The sequence below is a fragment of the Micromonospora sp. NBC_00821 genome, assembly GCF_036347035.1.
GTDB classification, from domain to species: Bacteria; Actinomycetota; Actinomycetes; order Mycobacteriales; family Micromonosporaceae; genus Micromonospora; species Micromonospora hortensis.
Genome location: NZ_CP108880.1, coordinates 836,737 through 859,263 on the forward strand (window position 1 = coordinate 836,737; position 22,527 = coordinate 859,263).

Here is a 22,527-nt window from a genome sequence, read left to right on the forward strand (position 1 = left end):
GGGGGGAGGTGGAGCATGGCTGACGTCGGCGAGGTGGTGCGTTGGTTGCAGCTCAACGCGCCCCGGGGTGGCCCGGACGAGGTGTCGCAACTGGTCGCCCGCGCGGCGCCCGCTCTCGATGCCAGCGAGATCGTGATCTATCTGGCCGACTACACGCAGACCCTGCTCGTGCCGCTGCTCGGCGCGGGGCTCGACCGGGACCAGCTGCCGATCGAGACGACGCTCGCCGGCCGGGCCTTCACCACCCTCGACATCCAGCGTGCGCCCGACAATCCGGACCGGGTGTGGGTGCCGCTGCTGCTCGGGTGTGAGCGGATGGGCGTACTGGAGATCGTCTCCCCGGCCGCCGCCGACGAGACGATGGATGCCCCGGCCTGGGAGGTGGCGGTCAACGTCGCCCAGATCCTGGTCAACCGCCGGCTCTACGGTGACGTGGTCGAGCGGATGCGGCGGCGGATGCCGATGCAGGTCGCGGCCGAGATCGTGTGGGGCCTGCTCCCGCCGCTGACCTTCGCCACCGACGACCTGGTGGTCACCGCCATCCTCGAACCGTGTTACGACGTCGGCGGCGACATCTTCGACTACGCGTTGAACGACGACGTGCTCAGCGTCGGGCTCTTCGACACCTGCGGGCACGGCATCAAGGCGAGCACCCTGGCCTCGCTGGTGGTCAGCGCGTACCGCAATGCCCGTCGGTGTGGCCTCGACCTGGTCGACACGGCGATCAGCATCGACCGGTGGGTGCGCTCCGAGCACCCGAACTTCTTCGCGACCGGGTTGCTCATCGAGTTGGACCGCCAGACCGGTCAGCTCAGCATGATCAACGCCGGGCATCCCGGTGCGATGTTGCTGCGTGACGGCAAGGCCGTCCGGGAGCTACCCGGGCCGACCGTGTTGCCGCTCGGCCTGGGCCACCTGTCACCTCGCCGACCGCGGGTGCACGTGGAGAATCTGCACCCGGGCGACCGCATACTCGCCTACACCGACGGCATCACCGACGCCCGCAGCGCGGAGGGTGAGCAGTTCGGTCTGGACCGGCTCGTCGACTTCGTCAACCGTGCCCTGAACGACGGGTTGCCCAGCCCGGAGACGATGCGTCGCCTGGTCCGCGCGGTCGTCGGCTATCAGGACGACCAACTCGAGGACGACGCGACGGCCCTCTTCGTGGAGTGGCGGCCACCGCACCTGCCGCTCGCGCACCTCCGCGACCTCGCCGCGCTCCGACACTGACCGCGCGCAGTGGGATTTTGCACTCCCAGTGCACTTGTCTCCGGTTGTGAGGCTGTCTAGCGTCACCTCATGGCTGACTCATGGACCTTCGCCGTGGCGCGTGACGACCTTGGGCGGACCACGCTCGTCGATGGCTCCACCCCCGCCCTGGCCGACGGCGAGGCGCTGCTGCGCGTGGACCGCGTCGGCCTCACCGCCAACAACGTGACCTACGCGGTGCTCGGCGACTCGATGCGGTACTGGCAGTTCTTTCCGCCGGCGGCCCAGGGCCTCGGGCCGCAGTGGGGCCTGCCGCCGCTCTGGGGCTTCGCCGACGTGGTCGCCTCGGCGGTGGCCGGCGTCGAGGTGGGGCAACGGATCTACGGCTACCTCCCGCCCGCCGGTCACCTCGTGGTGCGGCCGGACCGGGTGGACGTGTCCGGGTTCCGGGAGGCGAGCCCGCACCGGGCCGAGCTGCCGTCGCCGTACAACGCGTACCGGTCGACCACCGGCGACCCGGCGTACCAGCGCGACCAGGAGGATCTGCTGATCCTTTTCCGGCCGCTGTTCTTCACCTCGTTCATGCTGGCCGATCAGGTCGTCGACAACGACTTCTACGGTGCCGAGGCGCTGCTGGTGTCGTCGGCGTCGAGCAAGACCGCGTACGCCGCCGCGTTCGAGCTGCACCGGCGCGGGCCGCGCCTGGTCGGTCTCACCTCACCGGGCAACCTGGAGTTCACCCGGTCGCTCGGCTGCTACGACGAGGTCGTGTCGTACGACGACATCGACGCCCTCGACGTGGTCCCGACCGTCTACCTCGACCTGTCCGGGGCACCCTCGACCCGTGCCGCCCTGCGTCGACGCCTCGGCGATCGGCTCGTCCGGGACATCGCGGTCGGGCTCACCAACCAGACGCCGAACGCCGACGCCGCCGAGGAGGTGTTCTTCGCGCCGGTGCAGATGCGCAAGCGCAGCCACGACTGGGGCCGCGACGGCCTCGACCAGCGGTTCACCGAGGCCTGGCAACGCTTCGCCGCAGTGGTGAGCGGATGGTTGGACGTTCGGGTGGGTGCCGGGCCGGAGGCGCTGCGACACGCCTGGCTCGACGTTCTCGCCGGTCGTACGCCGCCACGGGTGGGCCACGTCATCCAACTTTGATCGGGCTCAGGCGGCGATGTCCGGGCTGAGCTGGTGACGCAGTGCGGCCAGCGAGCGGGTGATCAGCCGGGACACGTGCATCTGTGAGACGCCGATCCGGTCGGCGATCTGAGCCTGGGTCAGGTTGCCGTGGAAGCGCAGGCTCAGGATCTGGCGCTCGCGTTCCGGCAGCGTGGCGAGGGCCGGGCCGAGGGCGACGCGGATCTCGACGAGGTCGAACGCGCTGTCGTCGTCGCCGAGGGTGTCCCCGAGTTCCCGGCTGCCGTCAGCCCCGGTCGGGGTGGACAGCGAGGTGGCCCGGTAGGCGCGCGCGCCCTCCAGCCCTTCCAGGACGGTCTCCTCGGTCACGTCGAGGTAGGAGGCGATGTCGGCGACGGTCGGCGAGCGGCCGAGGGTCTGGGTCAGGGCGCTGTTCGCCGCGCTGATCGACAGGCGCAGCTCCTGGAGGCGGCGGGGCACGCGCACCGCCCAGGTGCGGTCCCGAAAGTATCGCTTGATCTCGCCGATGATGGTGGGAATGGCGTACCCGCTGAAGTCGACACCCCGGTCGGGGTCGAAGTTGTCAACGGCCTTGATGAGCCCGACGCAGGCGGTCTGGACCAGGTCGTCGTCGGGTGCGCCGCGCCCGCCGTAGCGGCGCGCCAGGTGCCGGGCGAGCGGCAGCCACGCCTCGATGGCGCGGTCCCGCACTGCCGGGCGGCGGGGAGAGTCCGCCGGGGTCGCCGCCAGGACGGCGAGGAGGTCGTCCGGGTCCTGCTCGCTGCTCCGCTGATCGACGGTGGTGGCGTTGTCGACAATGGTGGCCATGTGGGTGGTCCTTCCCGCAGGCCCGTCGATCGAGTCGACCGGAAGAGTCTCCGAACCGGCTGCCGCCGGGGCGCACGTACGGGCGAAGGTGCGCTGTCGCAAGGCCACGAGCACGGGCCTCGCCACCGCGTCATGTCGTTCACTTGATGACCCGGACACTACCCGAAAGACCGACTATTTTCTAGCCGAAAGTATGAGGCTAGGCGTTTAAGGGGCGAGCGGGCGGGGATCAGCCGCGCTGATCCGAGGCGTCGGCGGCGGTCGCGGCCGGTTGGGCCGGCTTCACGGCGAACGGGTGGCGCAGTTGCCGCATGGCCTCCTCGCTGCTGTCGAAGGTCACCGCCGGTCCGTCCAACACGTCACCGTGCGACGTGGCGAGGAACAGGGCGGGTCGACCGTTGTCGTTCGATGTCATGCAGGGATCCTGTCTCTACGAGAGGGGTGCGTCTGGGGCCTCGGCAACGTCGGCCGTGCGACCTGGTGACGCTTCGGCGCACACGCTGGCGCCCGAATGCTGGTGTCCTGTGCACGGGCGAACGCCCGGCGACACCGACACCCCGCACCATACCCGGCGCCGGCACCACATATGCGCCGCCGACGGACCCGTCTCGCTTGTGGCGAACCGGGCGCCCGGGAATTCTGTAATCCCACCCGCTGCCGCGAGTCTCCGATCTTGAGGGCGGTCAGCACACCCAGCGTGGGCGCCGCGCGGATGAGCACCCAAGGAGTGAGACCCATGTCGTCAGCCGGTCGAGCACTGCCCGATGTCGGGTTGGTCGTCGCGGCCCGGCAGGGCGACCAGCGCGCTCTCGACGACGTCGTGGCGGCCTCGCTCCCGCTGGTCTACAACATCGTCGGGCGTGCGCTGCGCGGGCACGCCGACGTCGACGACGTGGTCCAGGAGACGTTGGTACGGGTGATCCGGTACCTGCCCGCGCTCAACGACCCGGCGGCATACCGGTCCTGGCTGGTGGCGATCACCATCCGTCAGGTGCGTGACTGGGAGACGCGCCGACGTGTCGCGCTCAACCGCGACGCCGGGCTGGACGCGATCCACAACGTGCCCGACCCCGCCTCCGACTTCGCGGGGATGACAATCCTCCGGCTCGGCCTCACCGACCAACGACGTGAGGTCGCCGAGGCGACCCGCTGGCTCGACCCGGACGATCAGGAACTGCTCTCGCTGTGGTGGCTGGAGGAGACCGGCGAGATCACCCGCAACGAGGTCGCCGACGCGCTCGGGTTGTCACCCGGGCACGTCGCGGTGCGGATCCACCGGATGAAGGAGCAGATCCAGAGCGCCCGTGGCGTCGTACGCGCGCTCCGCGCCCGCCCCGGCTGCCCGGACCTGGGCGCCGTGACCGCCGAGTGGGACGGCACGCCCAGCTCGCTGTGGCGCAAACGACTGGCTCGACACGTCCGCGACTGCGCGTTCTGTGGACGGTTGGGCACCACCCTCCTGCCGATCGACCGGCTGCTCGCCGGTATGCCGTTGCTGCCGCTGCCGGCGGGTCTCGGCGCCCACCTGCCGAGCGCTGCCGCCCCGGCAGCCGCCGCGCAGGCCGTCGCGCCGTCCGGCCCGACGGCCGGATCCGCCGGCGGGCCGACCCCACAGAGCGCGGTGCCCACCGATGCCAGCGGCGGCCCGAGTGTCGTCGACCTCGCGGTGAGCCGGCCCCGTGGCCTCGTGCCGTCCCTCGCCGCCGGTGTGGCCGCCGCCGTCCTGGCCATCACCATGGCGGTGGTGATCCAGCCGGACGATCCGTCCGCGCCCTCGTGGGCGGCGCCGCCGTCTGCCGCGCCCACCGTCGCCGCCCCGAGCGTCGCGCCCTCGCCGAGCGCACGCCCCTCGTCGAAGGCGCCGGTCGCGCCGGCGGTCAGCTCCGCCCGCAAGGGCGTCGGGGTGTGGAACTTCGCCGGGGCGACTCAGGCGTTGGCGAACTCCAAGGCCAGCTGGTACTACACCTGGGGCACCCAGCACCCGGGGATCAGCACGCCGCGCGGTGCGACGTTCGTGCCGATGATCCGCAGCGCGGAGAACGTCACCGCTGCGGAGCTGGCTCGGGCCAAGGCCGCCGGGCCGTACCTGCTCACCTTCAACGAGCCGGACATGCCTGAGCAGGCGAACATGACAGTCGAGCAGGCGTTGGACCTGTGGCCGCAGCTGATGGCGACGGGCAGCAAGCTGGGCAGCCCGGCGGTCGCCTGGGGTGGGCCGGACCCGCAGGGTTGGCTGGACAGGTTCATGACCGGGGCCCAGGCCCGCGGCCACCGGGTGGACTTCATCACGCTGCACTGGTTCGGTGCCGACTTCACGACCGCCGCCGCGGTGGCCCAACTCCGGCAGTACCTCCAGGCCGTCTACCAGCGGTACCGGAAGCCGATCTGGCTGACCGAGTTCGCGCTGATCCGCTTCGCCGGTGGCGGTTCGCAGTTCCCCAGTCAGCAGCAGCAGGCGGCCTTCCTCACGGCGGCCACCGCCATGCTCGGCCAACTCCCCTACCTGCAGCGCTACGCCTGGTTCGGGCTACCCGCCACGGACAAGGATCGGTCCGGGTTGTTCAGCGACGGGACCGAGGCGACAGTGGTCGGCCGCGCGTTCCAAGCGGCCCGTTGAGCACCGGCGAACGGATGGACGAGCAGATCACGGTGCAGCGCCGAGGGCTTCGCGTGCGGGCCGGGCGGCTGGTCGGCGTCGTCGCGACACTGGCCGCCACGGCGGTGGCCGTCGGGCTCACCCAGGGCTGGGGCCGCACCGACCAGGCACCAGCAGCGTCGTCGGTGGCAGCGTCGACGGCCGCTGCGGCGCCGACCGCCCCGGTGGTGCTCAACGGCACCGATGATGCCTTCATTCAACTGCTGATCCCGATGAACGAGGGAGCGCTCGCGCTGATCGATCAGCTCGACACCCGCCCGGCGGATCCGTCGCTACGGGCTCTCCTCGGCGAGGTCCGAAAGGCCCATCAGGCGGAGTTGCGGGACCTGCGTGGGCTGTTGGCCGCGGGAAACGTGCCGGAGCTGAACATCCACGAGGGCCATCAGATGCCAGGGATGGTCACCCAGGCCAGCCTCGCCGAGCTACGTGCCGCGTCCGACGCGGAGGTGTCGTCCCGGGCGGCTGGCCTGATCCGGGCGCACCTCGCGCAGACTGTGGTGCTGTGCCGGGGCGAGCAGACCGCCGGGGGAAGCCCGGAGCTGAGGGCGCTCGCAGGCCGGATCCAGCAGGCGCGGGCCGCCGAGCTGAACACGCTGGACAACCGGCCCGGCGCGCCTCCCGCCGCGCCGGGCGGCTGAACATGCGGCCCAGAGGACCGGTCGATGCGGACGTCTGACCTGCGCGCCGACGTCAAACCCCCGACCCGGGCGTCCCGTCCCGCCCACCGTGCCGTCACGTCGGACACCGTCCGCCCGGTGCGCCGCGCGACGCACCGGACCCACAACGCGTCACCGCCCGACACGGTCGCCCCGGTGCCGGCGGCCGGCTGGCGCGGCGGCCACCGTCGCGCCGCCGGCCGGGCCACCATCGTCGCCTCGGTGCTGACGGTCAGTCTCGGCTGGCTGATCGCGATCCTGGTCGCGCCGCACGTCACCCTCTCTCCGGGTGCGCGGATGGTCGCCCTCTTCTGCCACCTGACCTGCCTCGTGGTGGGCTTCGGCGCGGTGCTGACTGTGGACTGGTTCAGCCTGCGTTGGCTGCTGCGCCAGGAACCGCTCGGCACCGTGCTGACCGCCGCCCGCGGCGCGCACCTGCTCATCTGGCTGGGTCTGGTGGGTCTGCTCGCCAGTGGGACCGCCCTCGGACCGGACACGTCGTCCGCGTTGGTCTGGGTCAAGTTGCTCGCGGTGTTGGTGGTCGGCATCAACGGGCTGTTCCTCGGCCGGGTCCGGGATCGACTCGTGGCCGTGCGGGGCCGCCCACCCTGGTCCGCCCTGCTGCCGGGTGTCGCCGCTGCCACGATCTCGCAGCTCGCCTGGTGGACAGCGACCCTCGTCGGGTTCTGGAACGCCAACGGCTGACGGTCGCCAGGGGCCGTCGGCTGACGGCGCTGGTCAGGCCGGCGTCGGGTGCCTCTCGGCGAACCGGGCGCGGGTCAGGAACGCCAGTTGGGCACGCTTGTCCGGCATGTCGATCTCGGCGTCGAAGGTGAAGCCCTCGATCTCCAGCCGGCGCAGGGCGAGGTGGTTGCGGACGTCCGGCTCCACAACGATCCGCTGCGCGGCCGGGTCGCGGAACAGGAAGCGGGCGACGGCCGGGCCGGCCGCGTTGGTGAGGCTGCGGGCGAGGCGTCGGTCGGGGCTGAGCAGCAGGTGCATCCCCACGTCACCGGGCTGGACGGGGTAGCGCTCGCCGACCGGGTCCGCCTCGGGCTGATAGCTCTGGAAGAGGCCGACCGGCTCCCCGTCGACACTGATCAGGTACGCGTGGTGCGTGGGCAGACTGTCCACAAAGGCATAGATCTCGCGGACCTCTTCGAGGCTGTGCGAACCCATGCCCCAGAAGGAGTTGCGGGGCAGGGTCACCCAACCGTGCAGGAGTGCGGCGTCCCGGTCCGGGTCCACGGTCACCAACGACAGCTCGCCGAGACCGGCGATCTTCTCCTGGTACGTCATCGGGCGCTGTCCTCTGTTCCATCCGGGGCGCAACTTAGGTTAACCTCCCCTAACCAAGGATGACCTTACCTGGAGGGGTGCGTGAAACGGAACTGGGAGGCCCTGGTCCTCAAGGCCATGGGAGGGCGGGACTTTCAGTTGACCGTCCTGAGCACCGAGTCGATCGACGGGCACTACCAGCGGCTCCTCATGGACGGGGGCGGCCTGCTGGAGACGTGCGGGGTGCACCCCACGATGTGGATCCGGCTGTGGTTCGACAACGACGGCCGGGTCCACCAGCGCGCGTACACGCTGGTGGACCCCGATCCGGCCACCGGCCGATTCACACTCGAGTTCGCCATCCACGACGGTTGTGCGGCCCGCTGGGCCACCACGGCCACGGTTGGCGACACCATCAGCGCGACGATGCAGGGCAGCGCCTTCGAGCTGCCCGACCCGGCGCCCGAGCACCTCTACCTGATCGGCGACGCGGCCTCGCTGCCCGCGGTGAACAGCCTGCTCGACGCCGGCGCCAACATTCCGGCGACGGTGTGGCTGGAGTACGCCCACGAGGGCGAGAAGGCACTCGCGCTGCGGGCCCGGGCGCACCACGACGTCACCTGGGTGCCGCGGCGCGAAGCGGGTCAGCATCTCGTCGACACGGTCTGCTCGGCAGTGCCGACCAGCGGCGCTGGCCACTACTGGGTGGCCTGCGAGGCGGCCACCACCCGGGGCATCACCCGACACCTGCGCAAGACGCTGGGCGTCGACAAGGACCGGTTGACCTCCCTCGGCTACTGGAAAGCGGCATGAAGGGCCGCCTCGGCACCCTGACCGCGCTGTACGTCACCCAGTACCTCGGCGTCGGCTTCATCACCGTTGGGCTCACCGCCATCCTGCGCGACGGCGGCACCTCGCTGGACACGCTGGCGCTGTTGCAGATCGTCGGCCTGATCTGGCCCATCAAGTTCCTCTGGGCGCCGATCCTCGACCGGTACGGCTCACGGCACCGCGGCCACTACCGCTCCTGGCTGCTCGTGCTCCAGACCGCCCTGGTGCTCGCCCTGCTGGCGCTGCTGCCGTTCGCCAGCCCGGCCGACGCGCTCGGCCCGATCATCGCGATCTGCGCCGCGTACGTGTTCTTCTCGGCCACCCAGGACATCGCGGTGGACGCCGTCGCGGTCCGGATGTTGGCCGACTCGGCCCGGGGCACCGGCAACGGCATCCAGGTCGCCGCTAGCTACCTCGGCAACCTGCTCGGCGGTGGCGCCTGCGTCCTGGTCTACGACCAGTTCGGCTGGGTGCCGGCGATCGGCCTGCTGGCCGCGATGACGGCGGTCGGCCTGGTGGTGGTGTGGCGGTTCCGGGAGCCTCCCCGCACCGATCGGGTGGAACGGGTCGGCGCTGCCTACCGGGCGTTGCTGTCGGTGTTCGGCCAGCCGGGCTGCCGGTGGTGGACCTTCGGCGTGGTGCCGCTGGTCTACGTCGGTGCGGGCATGGCGTACGCCCTGGTCACCCCGGCCCTGGTCGACGCCGGGTGGTCGTTGGGTCGGATCGGCGTCGTCACCGGCGTGGTGATCAGCGCCCCGGCCATCGTGGCGGGCCTTGTCGCGGGGCTCGGGATCGGGCGGTTCGGGCGCAGTGGAGTGCTGGTGGTCGGCGGCGTGGCGCTCACCGTGTCGACGTTGCTGCTGCTGCCGCTGATGAACGGCAACGCTCCGCTGGGCGGGACGGTCGCCGCGCTCTGCTGCTTCATGGTGGCCTACACCATCGCCAACGTCGTGCTCTACACGGTCAACATGGACTACTCCCGGCCCGACACCGGCGGCACCGACTTCACTGTGCTGTCGTCGTTCGGCCTGGTCTGCTCGTTCGTGGCCGCGTCCATCGGTCTCGCGGCGGCCGACCGGGTCGGCTATCCGGCGGTAGCTGTCGCGGCCATCGTGCTGGTGGCCGCCGGGGTCGCCCTCGGCCTCTCTCACCAGCGGCGATTCCCGCACCGGCCCGGCCCCGCCGTCGGCCCGACGGCCGAGCAGTCGACCGAGCAGCCCGCAGTGGACGGCGTCAAGGCGGTGGCGTGACCACCGTTCAGCCGACCACCGACACCACGACATCGGCACGACTGCCACAGCGATGGCTCATCCTGGCCGTGCTGTGCGTCGCGCAACTGGTAGTGGTGTTGGACAACACGGTGCTGACCGTGGCGGTGCCGGTGCTCACCACCGAGTTGGGTGCCAGCACCGCCGAGGTGCAATGGATGATCAACGCGTACGCGTTGGTGTTGTCCGGGTTGTTGCTCACCGCGGGTAGCGCCGCCGATCGGTACGGCCGTCGTCGGATGCTGCTCGCCGGTCTGGTCCTCTTCGGGGTCGGCTCGCTGGCCGCCGGTCTGGCCAGCACCAGTGGGCAGTTGATCGCCGCGCGGGCCGGGATGGGAGTCGGTGGCGCGTTGCTGGTCACCGCGACGCTCGCGGTGGCGATGCAGGTCTTCGACGCGGCCGAGCGCTCCCGGGCGATCGGCATCTGGGCCGCCACCAGCGCGTTGGGCTTCGCCATCGGGCCGCCGATCGGCGGCACGATCCTCGCGCATCTGCCGTGGGGCGCGATCTTCCTGATGAACGTGCCGATCGTGCTGGTCTGCCTGCTCGTCGGCCGCGCGCTGGTCCCCGAGTCCCGCGGGCCGGCCGGCGGCCGACTCGACGTGCTCGGCGCGGTGCTCTCCACCGCCGGCCTGACCGCTGTCGTCTGGGCGATCATCTCCGGGCCGGAGCGCGGGTGGGCGTCGACCGCTGTGATCGGCGCGGGGGTCGTCGGCGTACTCCTGCTCGGTGTCTTCGTGCGGTGGGAGCGACGGATCGCGCACCCGATGCTGGACATGCGCTTCTTCCGGGACCGGCGCTTCGTCGGTGCGATCTCCGGCGTCGTGCTGATCACGTTCGGCGCCACCGGCGCGCTGTTCCTGCTCACCCAGCACCTCCAGTTCGTCAGGGGTTATCCCGCCTGGGAGGCCGGTCTGCGGATGGCGCCCTTCGCGCTGTCCATCGTGCTGCTCAACGTCAGCGGCGTCGTCGCGAGTGTGATCCGCCGGCTCGGCCTGGCGGTCGCCATCGCCGTTGGCATGACGCTGCTCGCGGCCGGTCTCGCGCTGGTCACCCTCTTCCCGTCCGACGGGTACGCGGTGCTGCTGGTCGGGCTGCTCGTCATGGGTGTTGGGTGCGCGCTCGCCAATCCGGCCATCGTCGAGGCGGTGATGAGCGCGATCCCGGCGGCGAAGGCCGGCGCGGGCGCGGGTGTCGACGGCACCATGACCGAGGTCGGCAGCAGCCTCGGCATCGCGGTGCTGGGTGCCGTGCTGAACGCCCGGTTCGCGGCGCTGCTGCCGGCGGCCCTGGCCGGTGCCGGGTCGTTCCCGGCGGCTCTCGCCGCCGCAGGTGACGGGGCCGAACGGGAGGCCGTGACTGTCGCCTTCGCCTCGGCGCTGGAGATGGGGCAGTTGGTGGGCGCGGCTGCGGTGTTGATCGGTGGCCTGGTCGCCGCGGGGTTGCTGCACCGGGCAGATCGCACCAAAACCGTCTAATAAGGGTAGGCCACCCTAATAGTCACATCGTGGTAGTCGACGGAGGCGGTATGCGGCTCTACCTGACCGCGCTCAACCCCACCGACGCCGTCCTGGACGGGTTTCTCCCGGCGGCGGCGTCGCTCGGGCTGTCGGCCACCGTGTTGACCGACCGGCCGGCCGATTGGCCTGCCGACGTGCCTGTGGCGCGCTGCGCGGTCCGCGACCCGGCCGCCGTGGTCGCGGCGGCGGCAGCCACCCGAGCGGTGGCGCTACTGTCCAACAGCGACCATCTCCAGGAGGCCACCGCGATCGCCGCTCGAAAGCTCGGCCTGCCCGGCAAGGACCCGGACGCCGCCCGTCTCTGCAAGGACAAGGCCGCGGCCCGCCGGGCGATCGCCGCTGCCGGCCTCGATCTGGTCCGCACCGTCACCATCGACCCCGACACCACGCCGGACGTGCCGACCGGGATGTTCCCGGCGGTGGTCAAACCCCGCGAGGGGGTGGCCAGTGAAGACGCGTACCTGGTGGCCGACCACGCCGAGCTGGTCGCCCGGGTCGCCGAGATCCGTGGCCGGCGGCCGGACGTGGCACTGGTGGTCGAGGAGTACCTCGACGGCGAGCTGCGGACCTTCGAGACCCTCGGCGACGGCGCCGAGCTGGCCTCCCTCGGCGGATGGCGTACCGGCCTCGGTCCGCCGCCGACCTTCACCGAGGAGAGCCTCGCCTGGTCGCCCCCGGCGGAGCAGGCGCGCACCCAGCTGCGGGCGCGGCTCGACGCGCTCGGGGTCGGCTTCGGCGCCTGCCACACCGAGTACGTCGTCTCCGACGGCCGGGTCCGGCTGATCGAGGTGAACTACCGCCTCATCGGCGACCGGATGGACCTGATCCTCGCCGACCTGCTCGGTGTCCCGTTGTTCGAGTACGTCATCCGGCTGCACCTGGGCGAGCCGCTGGCCGCCCTCGGCCTACCCGACACCGTCGACCGCTACGCCCACGTCGAGTACGTCTGCGCGGACCGGTCCGGCCGACTCGTCGCCGCACCGGGCCCACTCGACACCGTCCACGGCGACGTCCGACTGGGCTGCCGTCCGCTGCGCGAGGTGGGCCGCACCGCCGAGCACACCGGCACGAACCGCGACTACCTGGCCGTGCTGCACGGAATCGGCCCCGACGAGGGCACCGTCCGGCAGTCGCTGACCGCCCTCCGCAACGGCCTCCAGTGGACCATAGTCGAGTGAGCGACGACTGCGAGCGGGAGGTCTTCACCCGGGTGCTCGACGCCCTGCTGCGCGAGGACCACCTCGGGCTGCGCAGCGCCGGTCGACCGGACGGGCCCGACTGGTGGCAGGTGCCACACCCCGCTGGCCTGCTGCGCATACCGGTCCGGGCGGACGGGTTCCAGCAGACTCTGCGCAGCGCCGCGCCGATGGTGCTGCTGGTGACCCGCGCCGGCGAAACGCAGCGTACGGAGACGTTGGACGGGCTGGTGACCCTGCTCGCCCCACGCGACAACGCCGAGGCCGAGGCCGGCTGGCGGGACTTCGGCGTCGAGTGCCGCGCCGACCTGCGGGCCCGACGGCTTGCCGCCCGCAGCCGGGCGCGGGTGTTCACCGAGGTGGCCGCCGAACGCGCGCTCACCCCGACCGGTCTGCCGGCGGCGCTCCTGGACGACGTGCTCGCCGCCCACCACGGCCACCCCGTGTACCCCACCGACCGGTGCCGGCACGGTCTGCGCGACGACGAACTGCTCCGGTACGCCCCGGAGCACGCCCCACGGTTCGCGCTGCGCTGGTACGCCGCCCCGGCCGAGGACGTCCGGCTCGCGGGCGAGCTTCCATCGTGGTGGCCGCGCGCGCCGCGACCGGATCAGCTGCTGCTGCCGGCACATCCGATCACGGTGGCCCGCGACGCGCTCCCGGTGGCCGACCTGCCGGTGACCCCGGTGCGACCCACCCTCTCCATGCGGACGGTGGCGCTCGACCACGACCCGTACCTGCATCTCAAGCTGCCGCTGCCGACCGCGAGTCTCGGCGCGCGTAACCGACGCACACTGCAACCGGGCTCGCTTGCCGACGGCGCCGCCGTCGCCGGACTGCTCGACCGGATCGCCACCGCCGAACCCAGCTTCGCCGGTCGGATCCGGCACGTCGACGAGAGCACCTGGGCGCACGTCGACGGCGACGAGCGCCGCGGTTTCCTGCTGCGCCGATTTCCGCGCGACCTGGCCGGCGTCCAGGTGGTGCCGGTAGCGGCCCTCGCCGCCGCCGATCCGGTGGCGGGCACGGTCCTGGAACGGATCAGCCCGCAGCGGCCCGTCGCGCTGCTGGAGTCCTACCTGGAGTTGCTGCTCGACTGGCACGTCTTCCTCTTGCTACGCCACGGGATCGCACTGGAGGCGCACCCGCAGAACATCCACCTGTTGGTGCACCCGGACGGCACTGTCGGCCTGCTCTACAAGGACAACGACGGCGCCCGGCTCGACAGGCGGCACGACGGCACGAACGGGCTCGCCCTGCACGACGACCGGATGTGGGCGCGCGACCCGCTCGAGTTGGCCGACGTGTTCATCACCATCACCCTGCACCTGGCCGCCGCCGCGCCACTGGTCGCCCTGGCCGCCCGGGGGCTGCCCGTGCCGACACCCGCCGAGGCGCTGGTGCCCCGGCTCGCCGCCGCCCGCGACCGGTGGGGCGACGGACCGGCGGCGCGGACCTTCACCGAGCGGGTCCTGCACGCCACCCAGCTGCCCATCAAGGCGATGATCACCGCCGGCACCCTGTTGCCCAAACAGCGGTTGGGCTGCGCCGACATCAACAAGTACTACCTGCGTACCGGCCCGAACTACCTCCGGGAGACACGATGACGAGCGCCCAGTTGCGCTCCCGGCCGGCCAGCGACACCGCTCAGCGCGCCGACCTGGCCGCCGCCCACGCCGTCTTCGGCTGCCTGCTGCGCGAGCTGGCCCCGCCGGACGGCACCCCGACAGTTGTCGACGGCGCCGTCCGGCTGCCACTGCGGCACCTCGATGTCACGGTGCGCTGCGAGGTCGCGCGAACCTCGCCGATCGGCGCGCACCGCTACACCGGCCCGGTCCAACGCACCACCGGCGGCGGGCGGTGGGAAGACCTGGACGCGGACGGGTTGGCCGCCCTGGTAGCGGCGGAACTCACCACACGTACCGGCCTGGTCAACGACGAGTTCGCCGAGCAGGTCCGGGCCAGCCGGGACACAGTGGCCCGACTGCTGGCCGACCGACCGGCCGAGGATCCGACCCCCACCGGTGAGCCCGCCATCGACGCGTACGTCGACTCCGAGCAGTCGCTGGTCTTCGGCCACCCGCACCACCCCACCCCGAAGTGGCGCAGCGGCGACCCGGACAGGTGGCGGGCGTACGCACCGGAGCTGCGCACGGCGTTCCGGCTGCACTGGCTGGCCGTACCGGACGACCTGATCGCCGACGCCGGGCCGTTCGATCCGCTGGTGGCCGCGCTCGACCCGCCACGGCCCCCACGCGGGCACCGCGTCCTGCCGGTGCACCCCTGGCAGCTGTCGCTGATGCCGCCCACCCACCCACGGCTGCGCGACCTGGGGGCGGCCGGTGTGCCGGTACGACCCACGGCGAGCGTCCGCACCCTCTACGCCCCCGAGGCCGACCTGTTCGTGAAGACCAGCCTGCACGTGCGGATCACCAACTGCCTGCGCAAGAACGCGCGTTACGAACTCACCGGCGCGGTGGCGCTGACCGACCTGCTGGCCCGGGTGCCGCTGCCGGACGGGGTGGGGCTGCTCGCCGAGCCCGCCTACCGCACCGTCGACGTACCCGGCCCGGACGAGGCGTACGGAACGATCCTGCGCGACGGCCTGCGTCCGCACCTGCGTCCGGGCGACACCCCGGTGCTCGCGGCGGCGCTGGCCGCGACGCCGCTGGTGACACCGGACCCGGTGGCCTGGTGGCGCGCGTACGTCGGCCTGCTGGTGCCGGCGGTGCTGCGCAGCTGGCTCAGCCACGGCGTCGTGCACGAGGCGCACCTGCAGAACGTGGTCGTCGTGCTCGACCGGGACCGCCGCCCGGTACGGATGCTGCTGCGCGACCTGGAGGGGGTGAAGCTGGACGCCAATCGGTGGGATACCTGGCCGGACGGCGTCCCGGCGCAGGTCCGCTACGGTCCCCGGGCCGCCCATCGCCGGATCGTCTACTGCCTGTTCGTCAACCACCTCGGTGGGATCAGTGGGGCCCTCGCCGACGCGCGACCGGGAATCGAACGGCGGCTGTGGCAGGAGCTGCGCGCCGTCGTCGAGGCGGTGGCCGCCGACCTCGGTGAGCCGGAGGAGCTGCACCCGCTGCTGACCGGGGAGCCGCTGCTGGCCAAGGCGAACCTGCTGGTCCGGTGGCGGCGTGACGCCGACCGGGCCGCACCGTTCGTGCCGGTGCCGAACCCGATGGGTGGGCCACGATGACCCGCCCGGTCTACGTCCACGACCTCGACGCGCTCGCCGGGCAGGCCCGAGCCATCCGGGCGGCGCTGCCCCAGCCGGTCGAGCTGCTCTACGCGGTCAAGGCCAACCCGGATCCCGGTGTGCTGCGAACCCTCGCCCCGATCGTCGACGGGTTCGAGGCCGCCAGCCGGGGCGAGCTGCGCAGGCTGGCCGAGGTGCTGCCGGGACGGGCGCCGGCCGCCTACGCCGGGCCGGGCAAGACCGACGCGGACCTCGCCGCCGCTCTCTCCGCCGGGGTGCACCGCATCCACGTCGAGTCACCCACCGAGCTGGCGCGACTCGGCGCGCTGGCCACCGCGGCTGGCCGGTCGGCCCAGGTGCTGCTGCGGGTGAACCTGCCGGTCGACGCGCCGGGCGCGAGCCTGGTCATGGGCGGTGGACCGAGCCCGTTCGGCATGGACCCGGCCGATGCGATCGCGTGCGCCCGCCGCCCGCCCGCCGGCATCGACGTACGCGGCATCCACGCCCACCTGGCCAGTGGACTGGACGCGCCGCTCGCCGCGACTGTCGCCGCCGCCGTGGTCGGTTGGGCTGCGGCCGAGGTCGACGCGGCCGAGGTGGACGTCGGCGGCGGCATGACAGTCGACTACACCGACCCGGACGCGCGATTCGACTGGGACGGCTACGGCCAGGCCCTGACGGACGTCCTCGACAGGCATCCGGGCGTGCGGCTGCGCATCGAGCCGGGCCGGTCGGTCACCGCCTACTGCGGGGCGTACCTCACCGAGGTCGTCGACGTGAAGCGCTCCTACGGCGAGTGGTTCGTGGTGGTGGCCGGCGGGACGCACCACCTGCGGACTCCGGCGGCGAAGGGACACGCGCAGCCGTTCACTGTGCACCCGCGACCGGGTGCCGGCGGCCCCCGCACCGACGGCGGGCCGGTCACAGTGGTCGGGCAGCTCTGCACCCCGAAGGACGTGCTGTCCCGGTCGGTCACCGCGGGGCCGATCGGCGTGGGCGACGTGCTGGCCTTCGCCATGGCCGGGGCGTACGCCTGGAACATCAGCCACCGTGACTTCCTGCTGCACGAGCCCCCGCGTTTCCGCACCGGTGACCTGCACGAAGTGGCGGCCGAGTGGGCGGCCCGGCCGCTCGGGACGTGAGCCCGCGAGGCGCGATCAGCTCGGCGTGTTATCGATAACATGCTATCTTTCACCCGGGAGTGAAGGGCACGCTCCCGGTCACCCGAGCCAGCCGGCGAAGACGCGCCGAGGGGTCCGCCCCTCCCGCCTTTCCGGTCGGTGACCAGTCCGGGCCCCCGTTGATGCCTGGCGACCACTGTTTGTCGTCGAACGGCAAGGAGCCCAAGCAATGCTCAGACGTAGGTTCTTCCTCCCATCCATCGCGGCCGCGGCGCTTCTCCTCGCGGCCACCACCGGCGCCGCGTTGAGCGGCGGTTTCGGTGCGACGGCGGTGGCCGCCACCAACGGCACCCTCGCGGCGACCGCCGGCTGCGGCAAGGCCCCCACACTCGCCACCGGGACGCGGACGATTCAGAGCAGCGGCCAGAGCCGTACGTACAACCTGCGGATCCCGGACGGGTACGACCGTAACCGCCAGTACCGGCTGATTTTCGGCTTCCACTGGTTGAACGGATCAGCCAACAACGTCACCTCGGCCGGTTACTACGGGCTCCAGCCGCTGTCGAACAACAGCACGATCTTCGTTGCTCCGCAGGGTCTCAACGCCGGCTGGGCCAACACCAACGGTCGGGACCTGACCCTCTTCGACGACATCTCCCGGCAGATCGAGAACGATCTGTGCGTGGACACCACCCAGCGCTTCGCCCTGGGCTGGAGCTACGGCGGGGCGATGAGTTACGCGGTGGCCTGTGCCCGGCCCACGATCATCCGCGCGGTCACCGTCATATCCGGCGCGAACCTCAGCGGATGCAACGGGGGTACGCAGCCGGTCGCCTACTTCGGCATCCACGGCATCTACGACAGCGTGCTGAACATCTCCCAGGGTCGGCAGCTGCGCGACACGTTCGTGCGCAACAACGGGTGCACCGCGCAGAGCCCCCGCGAGCCGAGCCGGGGCAGCCTCACCCACATCACCACCACGTACGCGGGTTGCCGGGCCGGCTACCCCGTGCAGTGGGCGGCGTTCGACGGGGACCACACCCCAAGCCCGGTGGACGGGTCGGGCAGTCCCAACGACTCGCGGACCTGGACGTCGGGTGAGATCTGGAGGTTCTTCAGCCAGTTCGAGTCGACCACGCCTCCGACGACCCCGCCGCCGACCGACCCGCCCACCGATCCGCCGACCACCCCGCCGCCGACCGGTGAGCCCGGCACCTGCGCTGCCACCTACCGGACGCTCAACACCTGGCCCGGCGGCTTCCAGGCTGAGGTGACAGTGGCCAACAACTCCACAGCGCCCCTGAACGGCTGGACGGTGGGCCTGACCCTGGCCAGTGGTCAGGCCATCAGCAGTCTCTGGAGCGGCACCAACACGGGCACCACCGGCAGTGTCACCGTCAAGAACGCCGCCTACAACGGCACGGTCGGCCCGAGCGCCTCCACCACCTTCGGGTTCACCGCCACCGGCAACGGTGCCACCGCACCCAGCAACGTCACCTGCGCCAGTCCTTGAGTTCGACAGGATGAGGGCCCGGAGCCAGTTGGCTCCGGGCCCTCGGGCGACATCCACTGGCGGCGGTTGCCGCCGGCGCCACCGGCTCACGCCGCGCTCAGGCTTCGCTCTCCAGCAGGTCGCGAAGGGCGTCGAGGGCGGCGATCTCCTCCTCGAACGTCTTGCCGACGACCGGGCCGAGGAAGCGCGACAGCCCGCTCGGCTGCCACGCCAGCTTCAGCGTGAGCCGCGTCCCGCCGCCGTCGGCCGGGGTGAGCGTGTATTCGCCCTGGGTGCGTACCACGCTGCCGGTCGCCTGGAACGCCAGACGTCGACCCGGCTCGAACCCGGTCACCTCGTAGTCGGCAGGGATGCGGCTCCCACCGGGGCCCTTGAGCCCCTGTTTGTAGCGAGCGCCGACCCCCTCGCCGGAGACGCGCGCGACGTCGAGCACGTTGGGACGCCAGCGCGCGTCGTTCTCGCCGCGGGCGAGAAAGGCGAAGACGGCCTCGGGGGTCCGTCCAATCTGCACAGTCTTCTCTGCCGAGGGCACAAGAAACCTTTCTCAGGGGTCAGGGAATGATCTTCATCTGTGCCATCATCCCACTCGCCGAATGGTCGATCATGTGGCAATGGTAGACATATCGGCCAAGGTATGGCCCGAATGTCGCCTGGAGTCGGACCGTCTCGCCCGGCCCCACCGAGATGGTGTCCTTCACCCCGGCCTCGCCCGGCGCCGGCGGCTGACCGTTGCGATCCAGCACCCGGAACTGGACCAGGTGGGGGTGGAAGTTGTGCGGGATGCCGAAGAGCGTGTCGCCGTTCGTCACCGTCCACACCTCGGTCGTGTTGCGTTTGATCTCGGTATCAACCCGTTCGGCGTCGAACTGCTGCCCGTTGATGAGGAACTGGCCGGTCGACGGGTTGAAGTTGAGCGTGAACGCCCGCTCCTTCGTGGCCGCCGGCAGCGCGGGGATGGTGCTCAGCCGGTCGGGCACCCGGCTGGTGTCGGCGGCAGCCCGGTTGACGTCGAAGCGCAGCACCGGCCCGGCCACCGCGTCGTCGAGGAAGACCTGGCTGCCGACCGGGAACGCGCCGAAGTCGACGACGATCTCGATCCGCTCGCCGGGCGTCAGGCTCCACGAGCGGATCGGCGTCGGCCCGGCGAGCAGCCCGCCGTCACTCGCGATCTGGGCGACCTCGGCGTCGTTGCCGAGCCGCAGGGTGAACGTGCGGAGGTTGGACGCGTTGACGAAGCGCAGCCGGTACTTGCGGGCGGCCACCGGGAAGTAGGGCTGCGGCTTGCCGTTGACGAGGATCGTGTTGCGGAACTGGAAGTCGTCGTGTTCGAAGACCAGGCTCGCGTCGTCGGCGAACCGCGCGTCGCGCAACATGATCGGGATGTCGTGGTTGCCGGAGGGCAACCGCAGTTCGGCCTGGGCTGGGTCGTCGATCAGGAAGAAGCCGGCGAGCCCGCGGAACACGTGCTCGGCCTCCATGTGGTGGGCGTGGTCGTGATACCAGAGCGTGGCCGCCCGCTGCTTGTTGGGATAGCTGTAGATCCGGCTCTTCCCCGGGTCCAGCACGTCGGTCGGGAACCCGTCGCTGCTCGACGGTGTGTGGCCTCCGTGCACGTGCACCGCGGTCGGCATGTCGAGGTGGTTGCTGTGGGCGATGACCGCGAGCCGGCCCGTCTTTACCCGGAACGTCGGGCCGGGAAAGAGCCCGTCATAGGTCAACACTTCGGTACGCGTCCCGGGCAGGATCTCCGCTTGAGCCTTACGGGTGGAAACGACGTAGAAGTCGGTGTTGGCTACCGAGGCGATCGGCTGCTGCACGGGCGGTATCGGCATCCGGACAGCGAACGGGGCGGTGACGGCCGCGACGTGTGCCGTTTTTCCATGGCCGGTGTGGGGGCCGTGGACCGGTGTCGCGGACGGGGTGGAACCGCGGGCCGCCGCCGCCGCGGTGGCCGTGACCAGCGCGGCTGCTCCCGCGGTGGCACCGGCCTTCATGACGTTGCGTCTGCTCACCATTGGTCGCTCCACTCCTGGTGGTCGAGGTCTCGGGTGAACTGTCGGGCAGGCCCCTCGACGCGCCGTCGAAAACTGGTCGCGGCCAAATATGGATTTCACCTTAAGTTTTGGTGTGACTACCAAAAGCTAAGCTTCGATGCTTCCAACGATGCGCGATGAGACCGTAGACTCGTGCGAGTAGTCGGCCGTGACAACTCGTAGAAGGCCGATCCGATCTGAGTGCTTTTGTCGCCCACGACGGGGGGAGTCGGCGACACGGCGGGCAGCCGGCGCTGGGGAGAGCCGTCCGTGCCCGCACCTGGGGAGCAATAGGGCACACACCGGGGGATCCGCAATGGTTGTTGGAAACGATGCGCTGCGGAGGACCGCTGCCAAGGTTCTCGAACGCAGGCATCAACCGATTCTTGCCGCCTACCGTCAGCGTCTTGCCGCTGCGAGTGACGACTTCGAAGGAGCCGCTGGCCTGATCGACAGCTACACGGCGCAGGCCGACGTCCTGCTGCACGAGACGATGGCCGAGATTCGTCGTGAGACGACCGACCCGCTGTCGACACCGCCGCCGGCAGTGTCCACGGAGGACGTCGAGCTTCACCCACGCGAGTGCTTTCGCGCGGTCGTCGCGCTGGCCGACATCGTGTTGGCAGACGCGCTGGAGCAGTTGGCCGGCCAGCCCGATCAAGGCGCGATCCTGGCGCTGGTCGCCGACGCGCTCACCCGTACGACACTGACCCGGCTGGCCGACGCGAGTTCGCGCTATGCCGCCGGCCTGATGAACGAGGTCCATCAGGCGCAGATCGCCGAGCGTTCGTTGATCGCGCGCGAGCTGCACGACCGGCTGGGCCACAGCCTCAGTGCGGCGTACCGCAACCTGGAGGCCCACGAGCTTGCCCAGGAACGACGCCACGACGACGTGGACCGCCGGGTGGTCATCGCCCGGGAGTCGCTTCACGACGCGGTCGGCTATCTGCGTGTGCTCATCGCCGACCTTCGGCTCTCTCAGCCGCTCGGATCACTCGACGAGGCGCTGGCCAATTTCCTGTCGACTGTCGAGACGGGCGACACACGTCTGCACACCGAGATCAACGGCGACGAGTCGTGGGTGCCGCCCGAGGTGCTCGACGAGGTGTTTCTGGTCGTCCGCGAAGCGCTGCGCAACGCGGTGGCCCACTCCGGCGCTCGGGTGATCCACGCGGTCATCGACATCACCCCGCACGAGCTGCGGGCGACAGTCGCCGACGACGGGGTGGGCTTCGACCTCGCGACGGTGCGCGACGGCTCCGGCCTGCGCGCCATGGTTGAGCGCGCGGCGGTCGTCGGCGGTCGCCTCGCGCTGCGCGCGGCGGGCCACCAGGGCGCTTCGGTCGAGCTTGTCGTGCCGCTGCTCGCCGTCGGGGCGGGGGCCGGCCGGTGACCGTCACGATGATCGAGCCGACCCGCATCGTGCTGGTCGACGACCACGTCGTGGTGCGCGACGGCCTCCGGGAGATCCTCGACGCCCAGCGCGACCTGGTGGTCGTCGGCGAGGCCGGCGACAGCGGCGCCGCGATCAACGAGATCCGAATCCGCCAGCCCGACATCGTGCTGCTCGACGTGCAGATCCCCGGCGACGGGGTGACCACGACGGTCCGCCGGATCCGCGACGTCGCGCCGGCGAGCCGGGTCATCATCCTCAGCATGTTCGACGGCCCGACGCTGTTGCGTGAGTTGTTGACCCTCGGCATCTGCGGCTACCTGCTGAAGAACTCGACGCGCCAGGAGTTGGTGGCGGCGATCCGCGGCGCCCGCGCCGATGACGCGCCGGTGATGCTGGCGGTGTCGCGGGAGAGCCTGACCCAGGTGCAAGGGCCGGTGCACAGCACGCTGTCGGACCGTGAGCGCGAGGTCCTGCAGTTGGTCGGTCAGGCGATGAGCAACGCCCAGATCGCCGGCCGGCTCTGCCTGTCGGAGGCGACGGTCAAGCGCCACCTGCGCAACATCTTCGCCAAACTCGGCGCGGTGTCCCGGATCGACGCGGTCAACAGGGCCATCGCGGCTTCGCTGATCGTCCTGCCGAGGCTCTGCGACCCGACGTTTCATGGATAGCGGGCCGCTCAAGGA

General features: G+C 71.3%; 20 protein-coding genes. 15 read left to right on the top strand and 5 right to left on the bottom strand.

Annotation, left to right across the window (positions count from 1 at the left end):
• The first annotated feature begins 15 nt into the window (after positions 1 to 15).
• On the top strand, positions 16 to 1,230 hold the full coding sequence (locus OHB44_RS03955; protein WP_266303778.1) for a PP2C family protein-serine/threonine phosphatase: 1,215 nt from the start codon (positions 16 to 18) through the stop codon (positions 1,228 to 1,230).
• A gap of 69 nt (positions 1,231 to 1,299) precedes the next feature.
• Positions 1,300 to 2,367 (top strand): DUF2855 family protein, encoded by a 1,068-nt coding sequence (locus OHB44_RS03960; RefSeq protein ID WP_330439646.1) that lies wholly within the window; start codon positions 1,300 to 1,302, stop codon positions 2,365 to 2,367.
• 6 nt (positions 2,368 to 2,373) lie between these two features.
• On the opposite strand, the gene OHB44_RS03965 is transcribed toward OHB44_RS03960, so the two are convergent.
• Complete coding sequence (locus OHB44_RS03965; protein ID WP_330439647.1) at positions 2,374 to 3,174, bottom strand: RNA polymerase sigma factor SigF; 801 nt, start codon at positions 3,172 to 3,174, stop codon at positions 2,374 to 2,376.
• A 229-nt stretch (positions 3,175 to 3,403) separates the two neighbouring features.
• A complete protein-coding gene (locus OHB44_RS03970) occupies positions 3,404 to 3,589 on the bottom strand; it encodes a hypothetical protein (protein ID WP_330439648.1) in 186 nt (61 codons plus the stop codon).
• Positions 3,590 to 3,910: 321 nt separating this feature from the next.
• On the opposite strand from OHB44_RS03970, the gene OHB44_RS03975 reads away from it, so the two are divergent.
• From OHB44_RS03975 to OHB44_RS03985, 3 genes are read left to right on the top strand one after another with little or no spacing between them, the layout of a single operon-like run.
• Positions 3,911 to 5,791, top strand: coding sequence for a sigma-70 family RNA polymerase sigma factor (locus OHB44_RS03975; protein ID WP_266303774.1), 1,881 nt, complete (start codon positions 3,911 to 3,913; stop codon positions 5,789 to 5,791).
• 14 nt (positions 5,792 to 5,805) lie between these two features.
• The gene (locus OHB44_RS03980) at positions 5,806 to 6,468 is read left to right on the top strand and encodes a DUF305 domain-containing protein (RefSeq protein WP_266303773.1); all 663 of its coding nucleotides are present in this window, start codon (positions 5,806 to 5,808) and stop codon (positions 6,466 to 6,468) included.
• A 24-nt stretch (positions 6,469 to 6,492) separates the two neighbouring features.
• The gene (locus tag OHB44_RS03985; protein WP_238683709.1) at positions 6,493 to 7,191 is read left to right on the top strand and encodes a hypothetical protein; all 699 of its coding nucleotides are present in this window, start codon (positions 6,493 to 6,495) and stop codon (positions 7,189 to 7,191) included.
• 33 nt (positions 7,192 to 7,224) lie between these two features.
• Here the strand turns inward: OHB44_RS03985 and OHB44_RS03990 are convergent, their stop codons facing one another.
• Positions 7,225 to 7,785: a GNAT family N-acetyltransferase gene (locus OHB44_RS03990; protein ID WP_266303772.1), complete on the bottom strand. Its 561-nt coding sequence runs from the start codon at positions 7,783 to 7,785 to the stop codon at positions 7,225 to 7,227.
• Positions 7,786 to 7,866: 81 nt separating this feature from the next.
• Here OHB44_RS03990 and OHB44_RS03995 point away from each other — a divergent pair, with 81 nt between their 5' ends.
• The 8 genes from OHB44_RS03995 to OHB44_RS04030 all read left to right on the top strand — a co-directional run bounded on the left by OHB44_RS03995 (position 7,867) and on the right by OHB44_RS04030 (position 18,415).
• On the top strand, positions 7,867 to 8,577 hold the full coding sequence (locus OHB44_RS03995; protein ID WP_266303771.1) for a siderophore-interacting protein: 711 nt from the start codon (positions 7,867 to 7,869) through the stop codon (positions 8,575 to 8,577).
• The gene (locus tag OHB44_RS04000) at positions 8,574 to 9,845 is read left to right on the top strand and encodes an MFS transporter (RefSeq protein ID WP_330439650.1); all 1,272 of its coding nucleotides are present in this window, start codon (positions 8,574 to 8,576) and stop codon (positions 9,843 to 9,845) included. The genes OHB44_RS03995 and OHB44_RS04000 overlap by 4 nt, the downstream gene beginning before the upstream one ends.
• Positions 9,842 to 11,341, top strand: a complete 1,500-nt coding sequence (locus OHB44_RS04005) for an MFS transporter (RefSeq protein WP_330439651.1) — start codon at positions 9,842 to 9,844, stop codon at positions 11,339 to 11,341. Before OHB44_RS04000 ends, OHB44_RS04005 begins: the two co-directional genes overlap by 4 nt.
• Positions 11,342 to 11,391: 50 nt before the next feature.
• Positions 11,392 to 12,561 carry an ATP-grasp domain-containing protein gene (locus OHB44_RS04010; RefSeq protein ID WP_330441180.1) on the top strand — a complete coding sequence of 390 codons (1,170 nt, stop codon included), beginning with the start codon at positions 11,392 to 11,394 and terminating at the stop codon, positions 12,559 to 12,561.
• Positions 12,558 to 14,186: an IucA/IucC family siderophore biosynthesis protein gene (locus OHB44_RS04015; protein WP_330439652.1), complete on the top strand. Its 1,629-nt coding sequence runs from the start codon at positions 12,558 to 12,560 to the stop codon at positions 14,184 to 14,186. Before OHB44_RS04010 ends, OHB44_RS04015 begins: the two co-directional genes overlap by 4 nt.
• Positions 14,183 to 15,781 carry an IucA/IucC family protein gene (locus OHB44_RS04020; protein ID WP_330439653.1) on the top strand — a complete coding sequence of 533 codons (1,599 nt, stop codon included), beginning with the start codon at positions 14,183 to 14,185 and terminating at the stop codon, positions 15,779 to 15,781. Before OHB44_RS04015 ends, OHB44_RS04020 begins: the two co-directional genes overlap by 4 nt.
• Positions 15,778 to 16,923 (top strand): alanine racemase, encoded by a 1,146-nt coding sequence (locus OHB44_RS04025; RefSeq protein WP_238683701.1) that lies wholly within the window; start codon positions 15,778 to 15,780, stop codon positions 16,921 to 16,923. The genes OHB44_RS04020 and OHB44_RS04025 overlap by 4 nt, the downstream gene beginning before the upstream one ends.
• A gap of 208 nt (positions 16,924 to 17,131) precedes the next feature.
• Positions 17,132 to 18,415, top strand: coding sequence for a cellulose binding domain-containing protein (locus OHB44_RS04030; protein WP_330439655.1), 1,284 nt, complete (start codon positions 17,132 to 17,134; stop codon positions 18,413 to 18,415).
• Positions 18,416 to 18,512: 97 nt separating this feature from the next.
• Here OHB44_RS04030 and OHB44_RS04035 read toward each other — a convergent pair whose 3' ends face one another.
• Both OHB44_RS04035 and OHB44_RS04040 read right to left on the bottom strand, forming a co-directional pair.
• Positions 18,513 to 18,947 (bottom strand): SRPBCC family protein, encoded by a 435-nt coding sequence (locus OHB44_RS04035; protein WP_238683699.1) that lies wholly within the window; start codon positions 18,945 to 18,947, stop codon positions 18,513 to 18,515.
• Positions 18,948 to 18,966: 19 nt separating this feature from the next.
• Positions 18,967 to 20,430, bottom strand: coding sequence for a multicopper oxidase family protein (locus OHB44_RS04040; protein ID WP_330439656.1), 1,464 nt, complete (start codon positions 20,428 to 20,430; stop codon positions 18,967 to 18,969).
• A gap of 334 nt (positions 20,431 to 20,764) precedes the next feature.
• Here OHB44_RS04040 and OHB44_RS04045 point away from each other — a divergent pair, with 334 nt between their 5' ends.
• Positions 20,765 to 21,841 carry a sensor histidine kinase gene (locus OHB44_RS04045; RefSeq protein ID WP_330439657.1) on the top strand — a complete coding sequence of 359 codons (1,077 nt, stop codon included), beginning with the start codon at positions 20,765 to 20,767 and terminating at the stop codon, positions 21,839 to 21,841.
• Positions 21,838 to 22,512 (top strand): response regulator, encoded by a 675-nt coding sequence (locus tag OHB44_RS04050; protein WP_238683696.1) that lies wholly within the window; start codon positions 21,838 to 21,840, stop codon positions 22,510 to 22,512. The genes OHB44_RS04045 and OHB44_RS04050 overlap by 4 nt, the downstream gene beginning before the upstream one ends.
• The last annotated feature ends 15 nt before the right edge of the window (positions 22,513 to 22,527 follow it).

Excerpts from the sequence above, each read along its gene's own strand:
- OHB44_RS03955 (WP_266303778.1), top strand. The coding sequence starts at position 16 with ATGGCTGACGTCGGCGAGGTGGTGCGTTGGTTGCAGCTCAACGCGCCC.
- OHB44_RS03960 (WP_330439646.1), top strand. The coding sequence starts at position 1,300 with ATGGCTGACTCATGGACCTTCGCCGTGGCGCGTGACGACCTTGGGCGG.
- OHB44_RS03965 (WP_330439647.1), bottom strand. The coding sequence starts at position 3,174 with ATGGCCACCATTGTCGACAACGCCACCACCGTCGATCAGCGGAGCAGC.
- OHB44_RS03970 (WP_330439648.1), bottom strand. The coding sequence starts at position 3,589 with ATGACATCGAACGACAACGGTCGACCCGCCCTGTTCCTCGCCACGTCG.
- OHB44_RS03975 (WP_266303774.1), top strand. The coding sequence starts at position 3,911 with ATGTCGTCAGCCGGTCGAGCACTGCCCGATGTCGGGTTGGTCGTCGCG.
- OHB44_RS03980 (WP_266303773.1), top strand. The coding sequence starts at position 5,806 with ATGGACGAGCAGATCACGGTGCAGCGCCGAGGGCTTCGCGTGCGGGCC.
- OHB44_RS03985 (WP_238683709.1), top strand. The coding sequence starts at position 6,493 with ATGCGGACGTCTGACCTGCGCGCCGACGTCAAACCCCCGACCCGGGCG.
- OHB44_RS03990 (WP_266303772.1), bottom strand. The coding sequence starts at position 7,785 with ATGACGTACCAGGAGAAGATCGCCGGTCTCGGCGAGCTGTCGTTGGTG.
- OHB44_RS04000 (WP_330439650.1), top strand. The coding sequence starts at position 8,574 with ATGAAGGGCCGCCTCGGCACCCTGACCGCGCTGTACGTCACCCAGTAC.
- OHB44_RS04010 (WP_330441180.1), top strand. The coding sequence starts at position 11,392 with ATGCGGCTCTACCTGACCGCGCTCAACCCCACCGACGCCGTCCTGGAC.
- OHB44_RS04020 (WP_330439653.1), top strand. The coding sequence starts at position 14,183 with ATGACGAGCGCCCAGTTGCGCTCCCGGCCGGCCAGCGACACCGCTCAG.
- OHB44_RS04025 (WP_238683701.1), top strand. The coding sequence starts at position 15,778 with ATGACCCGCCCGGTCTACGTCCACGACCTCGACGCGCTCGCCGGGCAG.
- OHB44_RS04030 (WP_330439655.1), top strand. The coding sequence starts at position 17,132 with ATGCTCAGACGTAGGTTCTTCCTCCCATCCATCGCGGCCGCGGCGCTT.
- OHB44_RS04040 (WP_330439656.1), bottom strand. The coding sequence starts at position 20,430 with ATGGTGAGCAGACGCAACGTCATGAAGGCCGGTGCCACCGCGGGAGCA.
- OHB44_RS04045 (WP_330439657.1), top strand. The coding sequence starts at position 20,765 with ATGGTTGTTGGAAACGATGCGCTGCGGAGGACCGCTGCCAAGGTTCTC.